Here is an 18187-nt window from a genome sequence, read left to right as displayed (position 1 = left end):
TATATCTTTACTAATACGTTTTAGTAGAAATATTTTTATATATCCTAAATAATGAAGAAATCTTTAAGTGTTTTTCTAGGGTCGTTATTGTCTTTGGGTTTGTTTTACGCAAAACCGGTTTTGGCTCAGAAATTTAGAGGACAGCAGCTAGAAGCTGTCGATCTTGTTAATCCATTAATGGGTACCGAATCCAAATTTGAGTTGTCCAATGGTAACACCTATCCCTCGATTGCGAGACCTTGGGGAATGAATATGTGGACACCACAAACAGGAAAAAATGGCGACGGATGGCAGTATCAATATACCGCTGATAAGATTCGTGGATTAAAACAGACTCACCAGCCATCACCCTGGATGAATGATTACGGTGTTTTTTCTATCATGCCTGTAACTGGAAAGCCTGTATTTGATCAAGACGAGCGTGCGAGCTGGTTTTCGCATAAAGCGGAGATTGTAAAACCGTATTATTATTCGGTTTATCTAGCGGATCACGATGTGACTGCAGAGATGACACCAACAGAACGCGCAGCCATGTTTAGGATCTCGTTTAATAAAACAGACGATGCTTATATTGTTTTGGATGCTTATGAAAAGGGGTCTGAAGTTCAGATTATTCCAGAAAAAAATATGATAATTGGCTATTCTTCGAAATATGCACGCGGTCCACTGCCAGCTAATTTCAAGAATTATTTTGTTTTGGTTTTTGATCAACCTTTTGCAAGTGTCGCTACTTGGGAAGGCAAAGAGAAGAAGGATGGGCAACTTCAGATCAAAGGTGATCACACTGGTGCAATCGTCGGGTTTAAGGTAAAAGACAAAACGAAACCAGTGCAGGTGAAAGTAGCGTCTTCCTTTATCAGTGCCGAACAAGCCTTATTAAACTTAAATGAGTTAGGTAACAAATCTTTTGATCAAATAAAAGAAGACGGACGTCAGATCTGGAATTCGACCTTAGGGAAAATTAAAGTAGAAGGTGATGATATCGATCAGCTGCGTACATTTTATTCGACCATGTATCGGACTTTATTTTTCCCGAACAAGTTATATGAAATTGATGCGCAAGGAAAGGCTCTACATTACAGTCCATATAATGGAAAAACACTTCCTGGTTATTTATTTGGAGGAACAGGTTTTTGGGACACTTTTAGGGCGTTGTACCCATTCTTAAATTTTATGTATCCTTCCATTAATAAGGAAATGCAGGAAGGTCTTCTCAATGCCTATTTAGAAGGAGGCTTCCTTCCTGAATGGAGCAGTCCGGGATATGCCGATATCATGGTGGGTAATAACTCTGCTTCGGTGGTTTCGGATGCTTATATGAAGGGATTGCGCGGTTATGATATCAATAAGTTATACGAAGCTTTACAGCACGGTGCTAATAATGAAGGACCAATGAGTGCTGTTGGAAGAAAAGGTGTTGAATATTACAACAGCTTAGGCTATGTGCCCTATGACGTTAAAATCAATGAAAATGCGGCCCGTACATTGGAATATGCTTATGACGACTTCACGATCTACCAATTGGCAAAAGCGCTGAACCGTCCCAAAGCTGAAATTGATTTGTATGCAAAACGTGCACAGAACTACAGAAATTTATTTGATCCATCGACCAATCTTATGCGTGGAAAGAATAAAGATGGGAAATTCCAAACTCCTTTTAATCCATTAAAATGGGGTGACGCATTCACCGAAGGCAATAGCTGGCATTATTCCTGGAGCGTATTCCACGATGTTCAGGGGCTGATCGACCTAATGGGAGGGGAAAAGACTTTTGTGAGCATGTTAGATTCGGTGTTTGTTCAATCTCCGGATTTCGACGATAGCTATTACGGTGGTATTATTCATGAAATACGTGAAATGCAAGTTGCGAATATGGGGCAATATGCACATGGTAATCAGCCAATTCAGCATATGCCATATTTGTACAATTACGCTGGCCAGCCTTGGAAAACACAATATTGGGTGCGTCAAGTGATGGATCGCATGTATAAGCCTACACCTGATGGCTATTGTGGTGACGAAGATAATGGTCAAACTTCTGCATGGTATGTTTTTTCTGCGCTTGGATTCTATCCTGTTTGTCCAGCAACGGATGAATATGTACTCGGAGCGCCGTTATTTAAAAAAGCGACCTTAACATTTGAAAATGGTAAGACCTTGACCATAGATGCTCCAAAGAATTCTACTGAAAATGTATATGTAAATACATTGCAAATGAATGGTAAGGATTATGGTAAAAACTGGTTAAGTCACAAAGCATTGCATGAAGGCGGTACACTTAATTTTGACATGGCGGCAAAACCCAATTATACGAGGGGATCGTCCAAAAATTCAGCGCCTTATTCAATGACAACGGATTTGCAAAAAAATATCAAGTTGAAATCGAACAAAAAGAAATAATCATTTGATTATGATAAACTTTAAAAACTTAAAAGTAGTTGTTACCTTATTTGGTTTGGCATACTCTTGTTCACTTTTCGCGCAGGACAACTGGAAACATACAGAAAACGACCGCAAAGTGGCTGTGGATGTTGATAGTATCAGTAAAGGTGGGTACACCCTGATTTGGATAAATAAAGACAAAGATTTTAGTGCTCCTTTAAAAGAAAGGTTGGTGGCGGCATATTTTACAAACTATCCTAAACTAGCCAAGAAATATAATAAAAAGACCATAAAAAAGGTGTCTTTCGTGATTGATCCGGACTATAAAGGTGTGGCAGCGACAGCGGGCGGGATTGTCCGTTACAGTCCAGCTTGGTTTGCCAAAAATCCGGGCGATATTGATGTGGTTACCCATGAGGTCATGCATATTGTCCAAGCATACCCCGATGGGGCGGGCCCGTGGTGGATTACGGAAGGGATAGCCGATTTTGTCCGATTTGATGATGGCATAGATAATGCGGGGGCAAACTGGAAGCTGCCAGAATATAACGAAAAGCAGAAATACAGCGATTCTTATCGTATTACAGCGCGCTTTTTGTACTGGATCAATCTACATGTAAAGAAGGATTTTGTCAAAAAATTGGATGCAGCGATGCGTAGCAAAAGCTATAGTGATGCTTTTTGGAAAGCGGAGACGGGTAAAACTATTGATGAGCTATGGGCCGATTATAGCCAAAATCCCACACTATAATTCATAAGCGATGAATATCAGAAGTTTAGTCTTTTTGGGATTAATTAGTGTCCCATATCTATTAAAGGCACAAGAAACTAAATTAGTTCAGTATGTCAAACCACTCATCGGAACGGCGAAAATGGGACATACTTTTCCAGGGGCGACAGTTCCATTCGGTGCTGTACAATTAAGCCCTGATACGGATACATTATCTTATGCCGTCAATGGACGGTATAACGGCGATGTTTATAAATATTGTGCCGGTTATCAGTATGATGATCCTACGATTGTCGGGTTTAGTCATACGCATTTTAGTGGCACTGGTCACTCCGATCTTGGTGACATACAGATCATGCCGACACAAGGAAAAGTTCAATTGAATCCGGGTACAGCTGATCGACCACAAGATGGTTATCGATCTTCCTATTCGCATGCCAATGAACGAGCTGAGGCCAATTATTACAGTGTTCTACTGGATAAACATCAGATTAAAGCTGAATTAACGACTACAACACGTGTAGGGCTCCACCGTTATACATTCAAAGAGTCTGACGCTTCACATCTTATCGTAGATCTAACTGCTGGGATTTATAATTATGATGGCAAGAATGTTTGGACCGTTGTCAAGGTATTGAACGATTCAACCCTGGTAGGCTACCGTCAAACAAACGGTTGGTCGAGAACGCGCACCGTATACTTTGCAATAAAGACCTCAAAAGCGTTTAAGAATTATGGCGCCAAGTATGAAGATGGAAAATCTGTGTATAATGGTTTCTGGCGTAAGTTTGATCAACAAAATAATTTCCCCGACCTTACGGCGCACAATATTAAGCTACACTTGGATTTTGATACAAAAGCACAAGAATCCATCCTTCTGAAAGTAGCTTTAAGTCCAGTAAGCATGAAGAATGCATTGGCCAATATGGAGGCTGAGGCTCCGGACTGGAATTTTGATGGCTACGTTAAGAAAGGCCAAGAAGCTTGGGAAAAGGAGCTGCATAAGATAGAAGCTGAAATGTTGAACAAGGAAGACCTTGTCAATTTTTATACAGCCATGTACCATGCAAGCTTAATGCCGACAGTCTATATGGATACGAATGGTGAATATAAAGGCTTGGATCAGGAGGTGCACCGCGCCAAAGGTTTTACGAATTATACTTCATTTTCGCTGTGGGATACTTATCGGGCTTTTCATCCGCTGTTGAATTTAATTAACCCTTCTCGTAATGCTGATATTGTAGCATCCATGATGGCTCATTATGACCAGAGTGTATTGAAGATGTTGCCGATTTGGTCGCATTATGCGAATGATAATTGGTGCATGAGCGGCTATCATTCGGTGTCTGTTATTGTTGATGCAATACTTAAGGGCGTTTACAAAGGCGATGCAGGAGCCGCACTAGCGGCTTGCGTACAAACGGCAAATACACGTCAGTATGAGGGAATCGGCGCTTACATTGATAAGGGGTATGTTCCTTCAGATGTATCGGGAACATCAGTTTCTAATACATTGGAATATGCGTATGACGATTGGTGCATAGCGCAATTGGCGAAAAAATTGGGAAAAGAGGATATTTACACGACTTTTTCCAAAAGAGCTGAAAGCTGGAAATCACTCTATGATTCCTCCATTGGATTTATGCGTCCCAAGAATTCCGTGGGTAAATTTCAGGAGAAATTTGATGTTTTGGATACACATGGACAAGGATTTATTGAAGGAAATTCATGGAATTACAGCCTGTATGTACCGCATCAACCTACTGAAATGATGGCATTAATGGGAGGCAAAAAACGTTTAGCGTCTTATTTGGATTCCCTGTTTACCATGGAATTACCGGATAAATATTTTGAACATACGGAGGATATTACCCGCGATGGCATTATCGGAAATTACGTGCATGGAAATGAGCCTTCACATCATGTGGCATACTTGTACAATATAACCAATAGTCCCTGGAAAACTCAGGCCCGCGTCAGACAGATCATACGGAATCAGTATCACAATGGCCATGCGGGTTTAGGGGGAAATGATGACTGTGGACAAATGTCTGCCTGGTATTTATTTACTGCATTGGGTTTTTATCCGGTGGCACCTGGGGAAGATAGTTATTGGATTGGCAGTCCTTTGGTAAAATCGGCAAAGGTTAATCTTGAAAACGGACGCAGTCTTTCTATAGTTGCCCGTAACCAGTCTGAGAAGAATGTTTACGTTAAATCCGTTTCTTTAAATGGGCGGAAATTGGCTGATTTTCTATTACCCTATAGCAGCATTATAAATGGCGGTGAATTAATCTTCGAGATGAGTAATAAACCGAACAAATAAAAGCCTGCCCACAAAGATGAGACGATCAGGTGTGTACAAATGGATAGCTATCTGTTGCTTAGTTTTGTTTCTGATATTACAGTATCTCATGATCGCACGATCATATGAGATTAAAAGAAGCGAACTATTTCAGAAAGAAAAAAAGGCAATTAAGGTTGTTTACGATAAGTATATCTCGAACGATAAGATATTTCCGGGCGGGCAGAAACTTATCGATTCAACCTTAATGCCTCATTTAGTTCGTCTGAAAGCTTATTACCAAGACGATAGTAATGCTTTCAATAATCTGAAAGATAGTATCGCAAAGAAGTTGGTAGCGAGGCTCCGAAATCATCCAGCCATGGACAGCCTATTTCATAAGATCAGATCCGAAGTCAATTTGGGTGAAGGTTTTGGTTATGCCATTGTGTTGAAAGATGTTTCGGTGACTTTTGATGCGAAGACATTTATACCAATTATGGACTTTGGAATAGATCAGCATATTCCTATTGGAGGGGAATTTCGGTTTATTGACAAAGACAATATCGTATCGTCGATTGCAATAACTGCAAATAGTAAGATGTCAAATCGTGTGGCTTTTACGTTGTACGTTGGAAATATTGATACAAATTTTTCTGTATTAAGATCCATTTTCCCCTTATTATTACTGTCGGGTTGCTGTATAATTGGTATTGTTTGGTTGTATTTGATGACCTACAGTAGTTGGATAAAGCAAAAAAGAATGGCGGAAATGGCTTCTGACTTTATTAACAATGTCACCCATGAATTCAATACACCACTGACAACCATACGAATTGGTTTAACTAACTTGGTGGTAAAGGTTTCTAAAGAAGATAAACTAAAAATGGCAACAACTTTGGATACGTTGATGCGTCAGGTAAACCGTTTGGATCGATTAATTAACAAGGCTATTGATTTGAGCGTGTTTAATCAGGAAGAGGTGATTCTCGAAGAACACTTTTTGGAAGAACTTATGGTTCAATTAGAACAGGACCTAGGGATTTTAGTATCAGAAAGTACAGTAATTCAAATTTTGATGGATGAAAACGTTAAATACGTAAAGGCGCTTGTCAATCCATTTATGTTCGTCACTGCTGTAAACAATTTGGTCGATAATGGGCTGAAGTATAATAAAGAGCCAATAAAATGTATCCATATTCGCTTGAGTATGGACGGAGTAAATACTGTGATGATGACTGTACACGATAATGGAATAGGTATTTCACATAACCAACTGCCGTATATTTTTACGAAGGGATATCGGGGTAAGCAAGAAGCTTCTTCAAATGGGCTAGGTTTGGGACTTTTTTTCGTAAAGGAAGTTATGCGGATTCATCGTTGGAAAATAAACGTTAAATCAGGAACCCAGTCTGGAACAACGTTTTCGGTTTCCATACCAATAATACAATAGATGATACTAAAATATGGACATATATTGCTGATTGAAGATGATCTTGATTTAGCGACAATGCTCATAGATTATCTATCAAATTTTGGATTTGATGTTAGTCATGCTATGTCTGCTGAAGAGGGGATATCCTATTATGAGATTAATAAATATGATATCCTTATAGTAGATATACAACTTCCTACTTGGGACGGATTTCAATTTGTTGAATATATTTCACAGTTAAATAAAAACCAATTTGTACTTTTTCTCACAGCCAGACTGTCTAAAACAGATCGATTAAAGGGACTCCGTCTAGGGGGTAATGATTACATAACAAAACCGTTTGATGTTGAAGAATTGTCTCTGAAACTTCAAAATTATATTGTTAAGCAGCCTGTTGTTTCTCAATTGCAACTCAATATTGGTGACATTAAGCTTGACCGTAATTTACTTGCAATAGAATTTAATGATAAATCTCGGCAGGTTGTATCACCACGTGAATTTGAACTTTGGACTTTCTTAGCCAGCAAACCGAATATTGTATTGAAAAGAGAAGAGATCTTACTTGCTCTTTGGGGAGATAACGATTATTTTTTAGGACGAAGTCTTGATGTTTTTATATGCAAGATTAGAAAAATGCTGAAAAGATCGCGGTATGTTGCTATTAAAACTGTTTATAAGGTGGGATTTATTTTAGAGGTCGATTTCAATAATTGTCATTAACAATCGATTAACAACTTTCTCTTTTCTTTCTTTTTAATTTTACTAAAACGAATTAGTTTATCAGCTTAAGGTCGATTTCTTTGGAGGTGTTCATTCCAAAGAAATAACTAATTAACGACCAATTTTTGTATTAGTAAACCAATCATTAATTATTATTTATGAAAAGAAAGGTAATTCCATTATTTTTTACGCTTTCGGTGTGTAGCACATTCAATTTGTGGACCGAATTGAAAGCTGCGTCTAGCCACTTCAGTTTCCAACAAGAAGGTATTATTGTAGAGGGAACAGTTTTAAACAGTTCGACAGGTAAAGTTTTGCAAGGTGTTACCATTGTCGTTAAAGCAAGTGGAAAATCAACGAAAACAGATGCATCAGGCCGATATCGAATAGAAATTCCCTATAAGGATGCGGTGTTGACTTTCTCGTATATTGGCTTTCAGCCTCAACAAATTGTTGCCGCTGGAAGATCGGCGCTACAGGTTAGTCTGATAGAAGATGTAAAAGCATTAGAGGATGTTGTTGTTGTTGGATATACAACGCAGAAGAAAAGAAATGTAGTAGGTGCGGTAGCAACAATTACGACTAAGGACCTGGTGCAGAGCCCTGCTGCAAATATTAATAACATGCTCGCTGGGAGATTACCAGGACTGGTCGTCAACCAATATGCTGGAGGAGAACCAGGGGTAGATCGTTCAGAATTATTTATTCGTGGTAAGTCAACTTATGGCAATCAATCACCCATTGTAATTGTAGATGGAATTGAGCGTGATATGAGCTATTTGGCCCCAGACGAAATTGAAACGGTTTCCATTTTGAAAGATGCAGCAGCTACAGCGCCATATGGAATTCGGGGAGCAAATGGTGTTATCGTTGTTACAACAAAACGTGGGCAATCCGCAGATAAGGCGACGGTGGATTTCAAAGCGTCTTATGGCCTAAATACACCCGCACAATTGCCGATGCTTTTGGGATCTGCAGATTATGCAACTCTCTACAATGAAGCGTTAACGAATGATGCGAAGCTATCCGGGGGAAATACCAATAACTTAAAATTGTTTAGTCAGGATGCTATAGATAAATTTAGACGGGCAAAGGGAGATAATTCGGATGGGCTAGGCTATAACTGGGACTATTTTGATTATATTTTTAGAACTGCACCTCAACATGAATACAATCTATCTATACGAGGAGGCAATGATATCGCGAAATATTTTGTGATGGGCGGTTATATGGGGCAAGATAATAATTATGACCATGTTGATTTATCTAAGTATAATGTTTCTCCTAAATTTCAACGCTATAACTTTAGATCCAATATTGATGTCAACATTACAAAAAACTTGTGGGTTAAGCTCAATTTAGGTGCCCGTATTACCAATCGAACCTCGCCTGGAACTTCTGCTAGTAGATTGATGACATTGGCGATGACACAGCCGCCGTATTTGCCCATCACTCTCGAAGCCAATAGCCAACCTTCAACACAAGCTTATCTGCTAAATAATCCCTCGGGTTTGTTGTTTGGTAATCAAATTTACCGATTTAATGTTCTTGGAGAATTGACTAGATCAGGATATCATACAGAAAAAAACACCTATCTGGAAGGGAGTTTTGCCGCCGGTTGGAATATGGATTTTATTACGAAGGGACTTTCTGTTGACGGAATATTTTCCTATGATGCAAGAGAGCAACAATGGGTCAGACGCGAGTTGGGTACCTATAGTGAAGGATATAGGGTATATCCCAATTATGCGACTTTTCAGCCTACAGATGGTATAGATTTATTTATGAATCCGCAATACTATGAGGGTACTTATAGAAATGGGAACAAATATACGGTAGATCAAACTGTTGGAAATTCATTTACACAAAGTAGTCCTTTTAATAGAACCTTCATTCAAGGAAAAATAAACTATAACCGTCTATTTAAAGATAAACACAATGTTACTGGAATGTTGCTTTTCAATCGCTCGAGCCAGTCTGTTTATGATGCGGCGAATTCAAGAGCCAGTGTTGATATCCGTTATCAAGGTATGACAGGACAGTTTACCTATAATTATCTAGAAAAATATTTGGCGGAATTTAACTTTGGTTACAATGGATCCGAAAATTTTATAGAGGGAAAACGTTATGGATTTTTCCCGGCTGGAGCATTGGGTTGGGTGGTTAGCAAGGAGAAATTTATGTCGAATACCAAAGATTGGCTAAGCTTTTTGAAGCTTAGGGCCTCGATGGGCCTTGTGGGCAATGATAAAATGCCAGGTGATGCTCGATTCGGATATCTGGCATTTTTTCAGCGAGGAGACGGTTATAGTTTTGGCGAACAGAATTTTAACAATGGACTAAGTGGCCTTCGTGAAGGGCGCCTAGCAAATGAAAATATAACATGGGAGAAATCTAGAAAAACTAATGTAGGTCTCGATATGGGCTTTTTAAAAAACAAGATGAACTTTAGCATTGATGTTTTTGAGGATTATCGTTATGACATTATTACCGAACTTGGGGCGGATGACATTGGTTTTCCAGGCGTAGTTGGTAAAGGTTCTCCGCTGATCAATATTGGAAAGGTCCGCAACCGTGGTATCGATATTGAAATGAGTTATTCAGATATGATCGGGGATAATTTCAGATTCTCTCTAAAACCTAATTTCACCTTTTCCAGAAATAAGTTGATCTACCGACAAGAGGTTCCGCGACTATATGAATACAGGCAAGCAACAGGTAAACGACTTTATGAAAATTTTGTCTATGTTTTCGATCACTTCGTTAGGGATCAAGCCGAGGCGGACAAATTAAATCAGAGTAATTTTCAACCTTGGGGAACAGTAGGACCAGGCGATGTCGTATATAAGGATTTGAACGGTGATGGTAAAATTACAGATTTAGGGGATCGTACAGTTATGGGAAATCCTAGGAGCCCAGAGATTCAATTTGGCTTACCAATATCACTCCAATATAAGGGCTTTGATTTTAGTCTTTTGTTTCAAGGAGCGTTAAATTCTTCAATTTTATTGAAAGATGCGGCTGTATGGGATTTCCCAACTTTTGATCAAGATAAACTCGGCTCGGTTAGACCAATTCATATGGGACGTTGGACCCCGGAAACGGCCGAAACTGCAACTTACCCCGCTTTACATATAGGTAATTCTGAAAATAATAAAAATAGCAATAGTAGTCTGTTTTTATATGATGCTAAATATTTAAGACTTAAAAATATAGAGATCGGTTATAATTTGCCGAAAGATCTTATTAAAAGAATTGGTTTAAATCAATTGCGCGTTTATGCGCAAGGAATGAACCTATTTACCTGGTCAGGTTTGAAGGATTTAAGTATAGATCCTGAGATGGGAAATACGAGCGGTTATTGGTACCCGATTCTAAAAGTCTACAATTTTGGAATAAATCTTAATTTCTAACCTTATGAATGTATTGAAGATGAAAAAAATACTTTTTTTTATGGCAGGTGTGGTTGCTTTTATGATCGCAAGTTGCAACAAATATTTGGACAAATTACCCGACGATCAGATCCGGGAAGATGAGGTTTTTACTCGTTATGAAAAAGTAAATCAGCTCGTTACGGATGTATATACTAAAGCGAAGAATGTCAATCAACCGATTTCGTGGTTTTATCATTTTTCGAGTGCTGCGATAACCGATGAGGCCGAAGGCTCTACAGTAGAGGGAAATATTACGAATAGATATAATACAGGTGATTGGAATATCAATGAACTACCCGGAGACAATGGTCAATTCTGGAATAGTATGTTTGACGGGATCCGTAGAACAAACGTTATTTTGGAAGGAATAAAAAAATATAGTACACCAGATGATATCCTAGAACCAGGTTCACTGCCTATGCGCGTGGGTGAGGTCTACTTTTTAAGAGCTTACTTTCATTTAATGGCTGTTCGTATATATGGTGAGATACCTTACATAGATCATGTTGTTACGGCAACAGAGAACATGAATTTCGAGCGTGAGTCAGTTCATAAAGTTATTGACAAAATTGTAGCTGATGCAACAACAGCATATAATGCTGTCCCGGAAAAATGGGAGGGGCAGAATTTTGGACGTATCGATAAAGGGGCATGTCTTGGGCTGATAGCAGAAGCACGGTGGATGGCCGCTACACCACTTTGGAATGGAGCTGCCGCAAAAGGTTATAATGGGACACGTAAGTTTGAGTCCGAATACGCTACATATGATCCTCAGCGTTGGGTGAAAGCTAAAGAGGCTGCTAAGGCAGTTCTTGAAAGTAAGGTTGCAGGTGGAAAACGTTATAGTCTTTACCAGAAATACTCAAATACCGATTTTGGAGATAGTGGTGGTCAAAACACGAGTAACTCAACAGTTTATACACGCTTATGGCAGATGTTTTATGATATGGAGGCGTTCAAAAATGAGTATGTTTTGTTTTTTACGCGCTATAAGGGTGAAGGGTGGTTTGGTGATGTATATCCGCCAAGCCGCGGTGGTGGAGCTCGTCAGATGCCCGTTCAAGAACAAGTAGATGAGTATGAGTACTTGTCGCCAGATGGCTTTGGTTACCCGATTTATAGTACCAAGGCTAAACAGGACGGGTATGATGACGCAAATCCTTATACTTCAGTAAAAAGGGATCCACGTTTTTATCGCGACATTATATTTCATGGTGCAGCATTCCGCGGCGGTAACAATAATCCATCCCAGACAAATATTGCGAGTGGTGCCGATCAGATCGGAGCGAATAATGCAACGCGCACGGGATATTATCTGAGGAAATTTTTGCAGGAAGCCTGGAATAAGAATGGCAGTGTTATCATTAGTGCGCCTCCAGTTTGGCGTTTGCCAGACTTTATTTACATTTATGCTGAGGCGGTTAACGAAGTTGATGGACCAACACAAGAGATCTATGATTTAATTAATCAGGTAAGATCTAGATCCTTTATGGCACCAATGCCTATGACAACGCTTGCTGATAAAAATTTGATGCGTGAGTACATTTACCGTGAAAGAAGGGTCGAATTCTTCTATGAGAATAAGAGAGCTTTTGATAGTCGCCTATATCTAGAGCCCAGTAGCTCGGTGGAGAAAACTAAATACCAGACCTTTACTGCATCAGGTAGTACAAATAATGAACGAAGTATAAACTACTGGAAGAATAATAATACAGCTTATCCGAAACTTCAAAATATGATTAATGGTATGAGAGCTGTTGAAGATGTAAATGGTAAAATCCAAATCGGTGATAAACGTTATAAAATGGAACGTTTCTTTGTTGAAAGTAGAGTTTTTACTGCTCCAACTCATTACTTATTTCCTATTTTAAACTCAGAGATCCAAAAATCGCCCTCATTAGGGCAGAACCCTGGGTGGTAGTATTAGTGTGATATAAAAACCGCAATCATTTGATTGCGGTTTTTTTTGTAACCATCTTGTGAAAAAGACCTGGGTAATCTACTATATTTAAATTTCTTACCTATATTTACTAATACGTTTTAGCTTTTTTGCTAATAATTTTAAGCTTAACCAAACGCTTCATTTATGTTTAATATTAAAAAACTAACAGGTAGTATTCTTTTTCTATTCGCGACGCATGCTGGAATGGCGCAACAAACCTCACCTGTTGATTTCGTTAACCCGTTGATCGGTACAGAATCGAAGTATGAATTGTCTAATGGCAATACTTATCCTGCGATCGCTCGGCCTTGGGGTATGAATTTTTGGACCCCGCAGACTGGAAATATGGGCGATGGTTGGGTATATACTTACACGGCGGATAAAATAAAGGGGTTTAAGCAAACGCATCAGCCAAGTCCTTGGAACAATGATTATGGACAGTTTTCAATTATGCCCGTTACAGGTACACCTCAATTTGATCAGGAAAAACGAGCGAGCTGGTTTTCACATAAGGCGGAAATTGCAAAACCTTATTATTATAGCGTCTACCTTGCGGATCACGATGTGACAACAGAATTGTCTCCATCACAACGGGCAGCAATCTTTCAGTTCACCTTCCCCAAAACAGACAGTGCTTATGTTATTATTGATGCATTTGATAAGGGGTCTTATATTAAAGTAATTCCGCAGGAAAATAAGATTATCGGGTATTCAACAAAAAATAGCGGTGGTGTTCCGGAGAATTTCAAGAATTACTTCGTCATTACTTTCGATAGACCATTCTCCTACAAAGCTGCTGTTAAAAGCGGAGCGATAAGTAAAGATGAATTGGAAATTCAGGACAATCACGCCGGAGCAGTTGTGGGCTTCTCTTCCTTGAAAAGAGGGGAGAAGGTCACAGCCCGTATTGCTTCTTCCTTTATAAGTTTTGAGCAGGCAGAACTTAATTTAAAAGAAGTGAAGTCCAAAACATTTCAACAGGTTGTTGACGAAGGTAAAGCACAGTGGAACGAAATCCTCGGACGTGTACAGGTTGAAGACCATAATATTGACCGGTTACGTACATTTTATTCCAGCCTCTATCGTTCAACACTTTTTCCAAGGGATTTTTCTGAAATTGATGGAACAGGCAAGCGTATGCATTATAGCCCCTACAATGGGCAGGTCCTGCCTGGCGAAATGTTTACAGATACAGGTTTTTGGGACACATTCAGAAGTTTGTTTCCGCTGTTGAATTTATTATATCCATCCATGAACAATCGCATGCAAGAAGGTTTGGTCAATGCTTATAAGGAGAGTGGTTACCTTCCGGAGTGGGCTTCGCCAGGACATCGTGCATCGATGATTGGAAACAATTCCGCTTCTATTGTCGCAGATGCCTTGATCACTGATCGGAAAGGCTATGATAAAGACCTATTATGGGAAGCGCTCAAGCATGGGGCCAATAGTGCCTATCCGAAACACTCTTCGACGGGACGCTTCGGTTATGAATATTACAATAAATTGGGCTATATACCTGCTGATGTAAAAGTAGACCAAAATGTAGCACGTTCATTGGAATATGCATACAATGACTGGTGTATTTATGAATTTGGCAAAGCATTGGGCAAACCGGAAGCTGAAACAGCTATTTATGCAACACGCGCGATGAACTATAAAAATCTGTTTGACCCAAGTACAAAACTTATGCGTGGGAAAAAAGCAGACGGATCGTTCGTCTCAGATTTTGATCCAAGTGCCTGGTCAAGAGAATATACGGAGGGAAATGCTTGGCATTGGAGTTTTTGTGTGTTCCATGACCCTCAAGGTTTAATTAATTTGATGGGTGGTAATAAATCATTTGTGTCCATGTTGGATACGGTGTTTGTTATTCCGAGTTATGAGGGTATGAAAAGTCGCGGAATGATCCACGAAATGCGTGAAATGCAGGTGATGAATATGGGACAGTATGCGCATGGAAATCAGCCTATCCAACATATGCCTTATCTGTATAATTATGCTGCAGAGCCCTGGAAAGCACAATATTGGGTACGCAAAATAATGGATAAACTTTATTTGCCTACACCAGATGGCTATTGTGGTGATGAAGATAACGGGCAGACTTCAGCCTGGTATGTCTTCTCTTCGCTGGGATTTTATCCAGTTTCTCCTGCCTCGGGCGAATATGTGATTGGTTCACCACAATTCGATAAGGTGACACTAAATCTCGAAAATGGGAAAAAAGTGAATATCCAAGCTAAACAACAGGGAGCAAATCAGGTCTACGTAGATCAACTAACTTGGAATGGAAAGCCTTATAATCATAATTATATCCGTTATAAAGATTTATTGCAGGGTGCCAAACTTGATTTCAAAATGAGCGAAGAACCGAATAAAAATAGAGGTACAAAAAAAGAAGATGCTCCATATTCCTTTAGTAACGAAAAAATAAAATAATATATTATGAAGCAATTACGTATTATATCGCTAAGTCTTATTTTTGTAATCAATTTATTTGTTTTAAATGCCTTTTCACAAAATTCAATAGGTCTTACAGTAGGAAGCTACAACATCCGTTATGACAATGACGGAGATCGTAAAAATGGTAACGGTTGGGATCAGCGATTTCCAGTAATCACTTCTTTAATTGATTTTGTGGATTACGATGTTTTTGGAGCACAGGAGGTTTTGGTAAATCAATTGGTAGATTTGAAAAAACGTCTTACTGATTATGATTATGTTGGTGTTGGTCGGGATGACGGTAAAGTTGCGGGAGAGTTTGCGCCTATATTTTTCAAAAAGAAGAAATTTAAGAAATTAAAAAGTGGCGTCTTCTGGCTTTCTGAGACGCCAGATCGCCCTTCAAAAGGTTGGGATGCTGCCTTACCTCGTATTTGTACTTGGGTGCAGTTGCAGGAAATTAATTCTGGGAAGAAATTTTGGTACTTTAATTTGCATATGGATCATGTTGGTGTCAAAGCCCGGGAAAAAAGTAGTCGGTTGGTTGTCAAAAAAATGAAAGAGTTTGTAAAAGGGGAACTAGCTATATTGACCGGTGATTTCAATGTCGATCAAAATAATGAAATTTATAACATCCTACAAGAATCCGATTTTATAGAAGATAGTTTTGATCTTGCTCCGACTAAATTTACATGGAACGGTACATTTAATGCTTTCGATAATAATCTTTGGACAGACAGCCGTATAGATCATGTATTCGTAACTCCTCGGATTAAAGTAAAGCATTATGCTGTTTTAACAGAATCTTATCGTAGTGCTAAAGAAAATAGTGAAGAGGTTAAAAAGGGGGATTTCCCTAAAGAACTTTCTTTTAAACAGTACGAGACAAGATTACCATCGGATCATTTTCCATTAGTGGTGAAAATCAAATTGTAACATTTGAAATTTATCGACTTTAATCTAATAAACTAGAGATATTTAAGGACATGACAGCTAATTTTTTAGGCTGTCATGGTTTTTTTACATGAATAAAATAATCTTAGCTATTTAAAGTCATACCTTTGTGATTCGAAATTTCGATATGTTAGGCAAAATATTTCATTTTTTAACACTCTTTGCATACCTTAATCTGTTGACCTATGAGTCTTTCTCCTCGGCAACTGGACAGGTGTTGCATGCTGGTGAGACCATTGTGGAGTATTTTTTGGATGACGTATTGGATTTGGAACCCATTCATTCTTCCCAAGAAGAAAAAGTACTATTGCAAGATGATTATCGTATATTTTCGCTCAATAGTCAAGTACTACCAATTTTTATTTTTGTTTTTGGAATCGTCTTTACGGCATTATGTTTTGCAAAAGATGATGAACATCCTTTTTATCGATCTAAAACCCTATGCTTACCAGGGTATTATCGATTCCTATCCCGCTTTAGGCCATTCTAGTTACCTCCAATAATTTTCTATCGGAGGCTGCAATAGTTTTATTTTATTTCTATCTATGGTTTGGAAGGCCTTAGGCCGCTCTTTGCCCTATACAATTGCTGTAGCTCCTATCTAATACATTCTCCTAACGACTGACTTTAAAATGCCGTAGGAGGGTTTAACATTTTACATTTTTTATCGTTTATGAAATACCAATGTTTGGCAAACACCAACGTGGATGAAAAACAACTGGGTATTCCATATGACCTTTAAAAAAAGATTATTCCCATATGAACAAATTACGAATACTGTGCCTTTTGCTTGGCGCGGTCGGGATGTTGGCCTCATGCCGCTCCACAAATGCTAATGCTGACCAAAAAGAAGAACTCAAAAATATACCCGTCGCCTCTTTGATGGTGATGGACACAACTGTTTATCAAGAATATATTGCAGATATCCAGGCCTTGAAAAACGTCGAGATTCGCTCGAAATTAAATGGTTTTCTGGATAAAATTTATGTCGATGAAGGTGCTTGGGTAAAGAAAGGACAGATTTTATTTAAATATAATAATGAGGAATATCGTTCGGAATTAGCCAAGGCCAAAGCACAGTATGATAATGCCATTGCCGAAGCACAAAAGATCAAGCTGGAAATGGAACGAACTCAAAAATTGGTTGACAAGAATATTGTGAGCTCTTCCGAATATAATTTATTGAAAATTCAATTAAAAGCGGCCAATTCTAAAATCGAAGAAGCCCGAGCTTTGGTAAATCAGGCACAGACAAGATTGGACTATACTGTTATACAGGCTCCTTTTGACGGTCGTATAGACCGTATCTTATTGAGAGAAGGCTCTTTATTGACCGAGGGTAGCTTAATTACGACGATCTCCGATTTAAGCAAAGTGAACGTTTATTTTGATATTTCTGAAAGGGAGTATCTGACACTTATGCGTGATAAGTTGGACGGTAAGGAGACGCAAAAATCGGTCAAGTTAATTTTGGCTAATGGTGAACTGTATCCACACGAGGGAATTGCCCATTTGGTAGAAAGTGAATTTGAAGCCAATACTGGATCCATTGCCCTTCGGGTTCAATTTCCCAATGCCGAGCATATCCTAAAGCATGGTGCAACAGGTAAGATTGCAGTGCCAATGCAGACAGGGCAACATACCTTTGTACACCAAAAATCAGTATTTGAAATTCAGGACAAAACATACGTTTATACTGTACAGGCAGATAGTACCGTAAAAATGACACCTTTTACAGCGGGCCCACGTGTGGGGCATTATTACATTGTGGATGGAGGTTTAGATCCCAACGCCAAGATTGTCTATGAGGGAGTACAGGGACTGCGGAGTGGAATGAAGATTAATCCAAAAATGAGGAAACTGTAGG

General features: G+C 38.9%; 11 protein-coding genes. All 11 read left to right on the top strand.

The window, feature by feature from the left end; translation table 11 throughout:
* The first annotated feature begins 51 nt into the window (after positions 1–51).
* Positions 52–2400 (top strand): GH92 family glycosyl hydrolase, encoded by a 2349-nt coding sequence (locus B3H30_RS00995; protein WP_286774665.1) that lies wholly within the window; start codon positions 52–54, stop codon positions 2398–2400.
* A 10-nt stretch (positions 2401–2410) separates the two neighbouring features.
* On the top strand, positions 2411–3133 hold the full coding sequence (locus tag B3H30_RS00990) for a basic secretory protein-like protein (protein WP_286709483.1): 723 nt from the start codon (positions 2411–2413) through the stop codon (positions 3131–3133).
* 10 nt (positions 3134–3143) lie between these two features.
* Entirely contained in the window at positions 3144–5438 is a 2295-nt protein-coding gene (locus B3H30_RS00985; protein ID WP_286709482.1) for a GH92 family glycosyl hydrolase, read from the top strand.
* 88 nt (positions 5439–5526) lie between these two features.
* Positions 5527–6849: a sensor histidine kinase gene (locus B3H30_RS00980; protein ID WP_286709481.1), complete on the top strand. Its 1323-nt coding sequence runs from the start codon at positions 5527–5529 to the stop codon at positions 6847–6849.
* The gene (locus B3H30_RS00975) at positions 6850–7551 is read left to right on the top strand and encodes a response regulator transcription factor (RefSeq protein ID WP_112374000.1); all 702 of its coding nucleotides are present in this window, start codon (positions 6850–6852) and stop codon (positions 7549–7551) included.
* 158 nt (positions 7552–7709) lie between these two features.
* Entirely contained in the window at positions 7710–10964 is a 3255-nt protein-coding gene (locus B3H30_RS00970; RefSeq protein WP_286709480.1) for a SusC/RagA family TonB-linked outer membrane protein, read from the top strand.
* 19 nt (positions 10965–10983) lie between these two features.
* Entirely contained in the window at positions 10984–12906 is a 1923-nt protein-coding gene (locus tag B3H30_RS00965) for a RagB/SusD family nutrient uptake outer membrane protein (protein ID WP_286727354.1), read from the top strand.
* Positions 12907–13071: 165 nt separating this feature from the next.
* Positions 13072–15363 carry a GH92 family glycosyl hydrolase gene (locus B3H30_RS00960; protein ID WP_286833007.1) on the top strand — a complete coding sequence of 764 codons (2292 nt, stop codon included), beginning with the start codon at positions 13072–13074 and terminating at the stop codon, positions 15361–15363.
* 6 nt (positions 15364–15369) lie between these two features.
* Positions 15370–16302 carry an endonuclease/exonuclease/phosphatase family protein gene (locus B3H30_RS00955; RefSeq protein ID WP_286777136.1) on the top strand — a complete coding sequence of 311 codons (933 nt, stop codon included), beginning with the start codon at positions 15370–15372 and terminating at the stop codon, positions 16300–16302.
* Positions 16303–16447: 145 nt separating this feature from the next.
* The gene (locus B3H30_RS00950; RefSeq protein WP_070561742.1) at positions 16448–16810 is read left to right on the top strand and encodes a hypothetical protein; all 363 of its coding nucleotides are present in this window, start codon (positions 16448–16450) and stop codon (positions 16808–16810) included.
* A 269-nt stretch (positions 16811–17079) separates the two neighbouring features.
* A complete protein-coding gene (locus B3H30_RS00945; RefSeq protein ID WP_201639782.1) occupies positions 17080–18186 on the top strand; it encodes an efflux RND transporter periplasmic adaptor subunit in 1107 nt (368 codons plus the stop codon).
* Position 18187 lies beyond the last annotated feature (1 nt).

Source organism: Sphingobacterium sp. UBA7038, assembly GCF_002494055.1.
Taxonomy (GTDB): domain Bacteria; phylum Bacteroidota; class Bacteroidia; order Sphingobacteriales; family Sphingobacteriaceae; genus Sphingobacterium; species Sphingobacterium multivorum.
Note: the sequence above shows the minus strand (reverse complement) of the source record. Positions and strands in the feature narration are given on the sequence as shown.